General features: G+C 66.5%; 1 protein-coding gene. It reads left to right on the top strand.

Features of this window, described 5'->3' with window-relative positions; translation table 11 throughout:
* Positions 1-281 (top strand): ATP-binding protein (locus tag QWJ41_RS21060; RefSeq protein WP_302710440.1); only part of this gene is annotated, 281 nt, incomplete at both ends.

The raw sequence follows: 281 nt of genomic DNA, 5'->3' as shown, positions 1-281 counted from the left end.
ACAATGCGATCGATGCTGCCAGGCTGGGAGTGAGGCGGCCGGCCGAGGTGGAAGTGGAACTGGTACAGGACGGTTCGACGTTGCACATCGTGGTTCTCGATTCCGGTGACGGGGTGGACCTTGCACCCGAGCAGGTGTTCGTCGAGGGGGTCTCGACCAAGTCGACCGAAGAATCGCCGGGCGGTCGGGGAGTGGGCCTGGCGCTGAGTCGGCAGATCGCGCGCACCCGCGGTGGCGACGTGACGCTGGCCGATGCCGGTGGGCAGATCACCGAGGAGAAC

The organism is Nocardioides cremeus (assembly GCF_030518195.1).
Lineage (GTDB): Bacteria > Actinomycetota > Actinomycetes > Propionibacteriales > Nocardioidaceae > Nocardioides > Nocardioides cremeus.
Note: the sequence above shows the minus strand (reverse complement) of the source record. Positions and strands in the feature narration are given on the sequence as shown.